6 protein-coding genes are annotated in these 6,041 nt (G+C 64.9%); all 6 read right to left on the bottom strand.

Translation table 11 applies throughout. The features are described 5' to 3' along the window. Nucleotides 1-91 precede the first annotated feature (91 nt). Complete coding sequence (locus tag H8A95_RS26455) at nt 92-886, bottom strand: enoyl-CoA hydratase/isomerase family protein (protein WP_229185875.1); 795 nt, start codon at nt 884-886, stop codon at nt 92-94. 13 nt (nt 887-899) lie between these two features. Then, entirely contained in the window at nt 900-1,397 is a 498-nt protein-coding gene (locus H8A95_RS26450) for an aromatic-ring-hydroxylating dioxygenase subunit beta (protein ID WP_163156252.1), read from the bottom strand. Then, nucleotides 1,397-2,656 (bottom strand): aromatic ring-hydroxylating oxygenase subunit alpha, encoded by a 1,260-nt coding sequence (locus tag H8A95_RS26445; RefSeq protein ID WP_229185874.1) that lies wholly within the window; start codon nt 2,654-2,656, stop codon nt 1,397-1,399. Before H8A95_RS26445 ends, H8A95_RS26450 begins: the two co-directional genes overlap by 1 nt. 189 nt (nt 2,657-2,845) lie before the next feature. Beyond that, a complete protein-coding gene (locus H8A95_RS26440; protein WP_229185873.1) occupies nt 2,846-3,355 on the bottom strand; it encodes a hypothetical protein in 510 nt (169 codons plus the stop codon). After that, nucleotides 3,352-4,449, bottom strand: a complete 1,098-nt coding sequence (locus H8A95_RS26435; RefSeq protein ID WP_229185872.1) for a phosphotransferase family protein — start codon at nt 4,447-4,449, stop codon at nt 3,352-3,354. The genes H8A95_RS26440 and H8A95_RS26435 overlap by 4 nt, the downstream gene beginning before the upstream one ends. Next, nucleotides 4,419-5,972: an acyl-CoA synthetase gene (locus H8A95_RS26430; protein ID WP_229185871.1), complete on the bottom strand. Its 1,554-nt coding sequence runs from the start codon at nt 5,970-5,972 to the stop codon at nt 4,419-4,421. The genes H8A95_RS26435 and H8A95_RS26430 overlap by 31 nt, the downstream gene beginning before the upstream one ends. Nucleotides 5,973-6,041 lie beyond the last annotated feature (69 nt).

Raw genomic sequence — 6,041 nt, 5'->3', positions numbered from 1 at the left:
GCTGCGGACGATCGCGGCACCTATGCCGCGCGCGCCGCCGGAGACGAAGGCGCGGCGGCCGTCGAGACGCCCGAATGGCAAGATGGCCACCTCAACGCCCCGTGAAGACAGGCTTGCGCCGCTCGATCACGGCCGCCAGCCCTTCGCGGGCGTCGGCCATGCCCGAGAGCTCGGCGACGGTGCGCGCCTCTTCCGACAGGCATTGCTCGATGCTGGTGCCGGTGCCAGCCCAGACCAGCCGCTTGGTTGCGGCCAGCGCCTTCGGTGCGCCGGCCGCGAGCTCGCGCGCCAGCGCGAGCGATGCGTCGGCAAGCTCCGCATCGGGCACGACCTTGGTGACGATGCCCATCTGCAGCGCATCCGCAGCCGGGATCACCGGATTGGTCAACAGGATCGACATCGCCCGCCGCAACCCGACCAGCCGCGACAGCGTGACGGAGACGCCGGCGTCCGGCGCCATCGCCACTCGCGTCGCGCCGGCGAGGAATTTTGCCGATTCCGCCGCGATCACAATATCGGAGGCGCAAACCAGGCCAAAGCCGCCGCCGCCCGCCGCGAAGCCCTGCACCGAAGCGATGACCGGCGCCTCCAGCCGCAACAGCCCGGTCACTGCATTCTGCAAGTATGCAGTGGCTTGCCGGATATAGTCGGGCAGTTTCTCACCCTTGGAAGCGAAGGCGCGGACATCGCCGCCGGCGCAGAAATTCGTGCCCTCCCCGCTCAGCAGCACGACGCGCAGATCCGGATGGCCGTGGCAGACCATGATGGCGTCGCACAGCGCGCTCAGGAGTTCGGCGCTCATGCCGTTGGCGGCATCGGGACGGTTGAGCCGCAGCCGCGCGATACCGTCGGTGATGTCGAGCAAAACGGGGCCCGTGTCGATCATGGCGAAACCTTCCCTAGACCAGGAACGAGAGCGTGTAGATCGCCTTGTCGTTGTTGACGAGGATGACCTTCTTGCTGGCCATCCGCAATTCGCCATCGACATGGCGCAACCGGTATTCATTGCGCGCCGCCCACAGCGTGTCATCGCGCAAACTCGACTCGAAAATCAGGCTGTTGCTGGCGACCGCGATGTCGCCATCATCAGGCTGCTCGTCCATCAATTCGATGTTGGAGATCAGCCGGCGCAGGTTCGATTGCGGCGTCTGGGTGAAATGCTTGCCGGTCATCAGCTGCCGGACGCGCAGCGCGATCCGCGAGCGGTTGTCGTAGATGATCGACATCTGCCGCTCCGGGTCGATGTCGGCGCCGTTGGCCGGCACCCAGTAGACGCCGTCGTCGGTCCAGAGTTGTTCCCAGGCTTCGTATTGATGCTCGTCCTGCAACCGCGCCTCGCGATAGAGGAAGGCAGTGATGGCGCTCATCAACGTGGCGCTGCTCTCGCGCGACAGCATCAGTTTGGCTCCATCAGCTTGCGATAATGGGTCCAGATGCCGCGCGACGGCACCTCGTCGGTGACATGGCCGACGGTGAAGCCGAGCTCATCCTGTCGCTGGCGCTTCTCGCCGCGGCCGAGGAAGATCCATTCCGGATTGCGTGCCAGCACGCCGCGATGGCAGCGTTCGTACATCTCGGAATCATCCGCGAGCAGGAAGCCGGCCGGGCCGACCGAGCCCATGGTCTGCTGCCGCAGCCTCCGGTTCAGATCGGGCGCGCCCTTGAATTGCAGCGCGGTGACGTGTTGCACGCTGTCGTCAACGCCGAGCGGCTGGATCACGAACATCTGGATCTCGGCGATGAACAGGTTCGGGAAGATCATCACATGCGGCGTTCCGTCGATCATGATCTCGCGCGCCGCAGTGTCGCCATAGGCGGCCTTCATCCGCGTGGTGTAGTCCGGCAGCCGTTCCTCGCTGGTGCCGAACCAGCTCATCGGCGCATCGCGCTTGCGGAACTCGGGCCGCAGGTCGATCTCGGTATGGCCATTGCCGTAGTCGCGTGTCAGCGCGGTCGAGGCGCCGCCGTAGAGCTTGCCGATCATGCTGTCGGCAACGCCGAAGATCGAGGTGTGCACGAAGGCCGGGTGATAGCCGTCGCACTCGTTCTCCAGGATGAACTTCCAGTTCGCCTTGACGCGATGCTTGAGGAAGCCCGCCGTGATCTCGACCGCGCCCTCCGGCGAGGTCCGCACCAGACGATCGATGGTCTCGGCGGCGCCGCCGAGATGCTCCTTGAGAGTCGGGCCATCGGCGGCGAAGGAGCCGAACACGAAGCCGCGGTAGGACTCGACACGGGTCACCCGCCCGAGCGCGAGCTGCGCCTTGTCCTGCCCCTCGTAACCATCCGGGAAGGCATAGCCGACCAGGCGGCCGTCATTGGCAAAGGTCCAGGAGTGAAATGGGCAGGTGAACGAGCGCGCATTGCCGCGCTCAAACGAGCAGACCTGGTTGCCGCGATGCGAACAGCGGTTGAGCAGCAGATTGACCTTGCCCTGCTCGTCGCGGGTCATGATCACGGATTGGGGGCCGATCGACTTGACGACGTAGTCGTTGGCGTTCGGGACCTCGCTCTCGTGGCCGACATAGACCCAGGTCCGGTACCAGATGTTCTTCAGCTCGGCCTCGAAGATCTCCGGGTCGGTGTAGAGCGATCCGTGCACTCGGTCGGGCCGGATCAATCGCTCCCATGGCGAGACGCCGGTCATCATGTTCATCGCTCCGTCTCCCTCGCCGACCGCTTGCCGCGGATACCTTTGCTGACCGCTCGAATAATAATCCGAACGACCGTTCTGTGAATTAATAGCACGGGCTCCGCGGGGCGGCAAGCTTCTTTCCAAATGCCGTGGCCAATCCCGGAGCAGCGTGCAAAGTTGCAATTCCGGGTAGCCGGCGGGGCACCCGTCTCAGCCCGGTGCGGCGCCGCCGTCGCGTTCGCCGCCTGCGATCTGCTGCAGCATCGATTTCGGCGTCGTTGCGAGCTCGATCTTCAGCTGATCGCAGATCGCACGGCGGAGCAGGTGCTCGATCTCGGTCGCGACATCGCCATTGACCGCACGCGCGCCCTCGCCGCTCGCCCAGAGCAGCAGCTGTCCCAGCCGCCGGTCGCCATCGTCGCGCAACGCCTCGATCGTGGCAACATCGGGCATGTCGCCCTGGGTGCGTGGCGTGGCGGGGATCTCCGGATACGTCAGGCTACCGGCCAATCGTCTGACAGCTGCGAAGGTCTCGTCCTGTAGATGCACCTGCTCCAGCAGCGGGGCGACCTTCCAGTCGGCCCCGAGCTTCAGGCCGTTCAACGCATAGATCGCTGAGAACACCTGGCCACGGACGAAATCATCGCGGCTGTTCGGCACGACGTGGCTTTGCAGCGCGTCGATGATGCCGTCGATCAACCGCTCGAAGGATGCGCTCATGCCGCGGCCTCCAATGCGCGCTCGAAGGCCCGCACGATCGAGGGCATCTGGCTTGCCATCACCGCAAGCCGCATGTCGTTGAAGCGGTCGACCTCGAACGCGCGCACCGCGCACATCTGGATCGCCGCCGCCTGATACAGCGCATAGGCCTCGTAGAAGGCAAGACTCTTGTCCGACACCGCAATGCCGGAGGCACGCTGATAGAGATCGATCACCTCCGCGCGCTCGAGCACGCCATAGAGCTTCCGGCTCCTGGCGTTGAAGGTCGGCATCATTGCCCAGGCCAGATCTTCATGCGGATCGCCGAGATGAGTCAGTTCCCAATCGAGAATGGCGGTGATCTTCCGCTCGTGCTCGATGAAATTTCCGATCCGGTAGTCGCCATGCACGATGGTGCGGCGTGGCAGCTGCGGACAATTGTCGTGCAGCCAGCGCCCGCCCCAATCGAGCAGCGGATAATAACGCGCCGTCGGACGTGCCAGCGAAGCGCGCCAGCCAGAGATCGCGCGCAGTTCAGCGCGCTGCTCCCCCTGTTGCAGCGATGCGAATGGGGTCGCGCCCGGGTCGATCCGGTGCAGCGATGCGAGGATCTCGACGAACTGCCGGGCGATGGCGCGCTTGTGGTCCGGATCGAGCTCGCTCGCCGCCCAGGGCGCGGGAACATCGCCCTCGACATGCGCGCAGATGAAAAAGGGAAAGCCGATCTCGGCGCCATCTTGTTCTGATGACACCAATGCCGGCACCGGCACGTCGCTGCCATGCAGCGCCTGCAGCGCATAGACCTGCGGCAGCACCGAATACGGCGCAAACAGCCCGTTCGGCGGACCGACGCGCAGGATCAGCTTGCGATCTCCTTCAGCGGAGCGCGCCACGAAGGCGTAGGTGATCCAGGAGAAGCCCGACGATTTACGGCCGTAGCTGACAATCTCCGTCCGGCTTCCGGATATCCGCGACAGATGCTGCGCGAGCGCCGTCCGCACCGCGTCATCATTCACTACGACGGGACGAGCCGGCTCCGGCACGACATCCCGCACATCGTCGGATCGTTTCGCAGCCTCCAGCATCAGTTGACCGACCTCGTATAGCCCTGCCACTTCTCGTCGCGCAGCGCCGACTTCATGATCTTGCCGGAACCGGTCAGCGGCAGCGGCTCGAGACGGATGTCGACCGAGCGCGGACATTTGTAGCCCGCGATTAGGGTGCGGCAATGTGCGATCACCATGTCCGAATCGAGCCGCGCGCCGTCCTTCGGCACCACGATGGCGTGCACCGCCTCGCCCCATTGCGGATCGGGCACCGCGATGACGGCGCACTCCTTGACTTGCTCGTGCTGGAAGATCGCGTTCTCCACCTCACCGGAATAGACGTTCTCGCCGCCGGAGACGATCATGTCCTTCAGGCGGTCGACGATATAGACAAAGCCGTCTTCATCCATCCAGGCGCCGTCGCCGGTGTGCAGCCAGCCGTTGCGCAGCACCCGCGCACTTTCCTCGGGCTTGCGCCAATAGCCGAGCATCACGCCGGCGCCGCGGATCGCGATCTCGCCGACTGTGCCGCGCGGCACCTCGTGGCCCGCGGGATCGACGATGCGGATCTCGACGCCCGGCGCCGCCCGCCCCGCCGACTTCCGCTTGGCCGCCAGCGGCCCTTCCAGCGCGTGGTATTCCCAGGGCAGGATCGTCGCCAGCGCCGCGCTCTCGGTCATACCGTAGCCCTGGTGAAAGCGCCAGCTCGGCAGCACCCGCATCAGCTTGACCAGCAACGCATCCGGCATCGGCGAGGCACCATATTCGCAGTCCTTGACGCTGCTCAGATCATAGCTGCCGAAGGACGAATGATTGAGCATCATGTTGAGCATGGTCGGCACGAACAGGCAGTAGTCCACTCTGTGCTCGGCGATGGTCTTCATCGCGAGTTCGGGCTCGAATTTCGGGATGGTGACATGGGTGCCACCCACAAGCGTGAGCGCGATCATCGGCGAGGTACCGGCCAGATGGAACATGCCGGCCGAGTGCAAATACCTGGTGTCTTCGCGGAAGCGCAACGCATAGATCCAGACCAGCGATTCATAGACGATGTTGGCGTGCGACAGCATCACGCCCTTGGGGAAGCCGGTGGTGCCGCCGGTGTAGAAGATGCCGGCGAGATCGTTGTAGGCGCCGGAGGCATCCTCGACCGGCGCGTGCGCAACGAGTTCCTCATAGCCCTGCATGCCTTCGGGGACCTGTCCCTCGTCCAGGTAGATCATCGCGGTGAGTGACTTCGCGCTTCGCAGCGCCGATGCAATTTCGGCAAAGGCCTTGTCGACCAGCAGCAGCTTCGGCGTGGAATCGCCGATCGCATAGGCATTCTCGGCAACAGCCCAACGCGTGTTGAGCGGCACCGCGACCGCGCCGGCCCAGGCGATGGCATAGAGCGCTTCGATATAGAGGTCGCTGTTGTGCGCGAGGATGGCGACCCGGTCGCCGGCCTCGATGCCGAGCCGCCGCAGCCCGCCCGCAGCGCAGGCAACGCGCCGGCCGATCTCCTTCCAGCTCCGCGACCGTCCGGCATGGATGGTGCCCGGTGCATCCTTGCGCAACTGCACTGCCGAGATGAGCGCTTGCGTCAACTTCATGTTTCCTCCTCGCCGCCATGCGGCCGCGCACGCCTGCGGATGTTCCCGTCATTGCGTGAAGTCAAAATG

The organism is Bradyrhizobium oropedii, assembly GCF_020889685.1.
In the GTDB taxonomy this organism is placed as follows: domain Bacteria; phylum Pseudomonadota; class Alphaproteobacteria; order Rhizobiales; family Xanthobacteraceae; genus Bradyrhizobium; species Bradyrhizobium oropedii.
Note: the sequence above shows the minus strand (reverse complement) of the source record. Positions and strands in the feature narration are given on the sequence as shown.

What these genes read in the sequence shown, in the direction of transcription:
- H8A95_RS26455 (WP_229185875.1), bottom strand. Translation starts at nt 886, where the DNA reads ATGATCGACACGGGCCCCGTTTTGCTCGACATCACCGACGGTATCGCG.
- H8A95_RS26450 (WP_163156252.1), bottom strand. Translation starts at nt 1,397, where the DNA reads ATGCTGTCGCGCGAGAGCAGCGCCACGTTGATGAGCGCCATCACTGCC.
- H8A95_RS26445 (WP_229185874.1), bottom strand. Translation starts at nt 2,656, where the DNA reads ATGAACATGATGACCGGCGTCTCGCCATGGGAGCGATTGATCCGGCCC.
- H8A95_RS26440 (WP_229185873.1), bottom strand. Translation starts at nt 3,355, where the DNA reads ATGAGCGCATCCTTCGAGCGGTTGATCGACGGCATCATCGACGCGCTG.
- H8A95_RS26430 (WP_229185871.1), bottom strand. Translation starts at nt 5,972, where the DNA reads ATGAAGTTGACGCAAGCGCTCATCTCGGCAGTGCAGTTGCGCAAGGAT.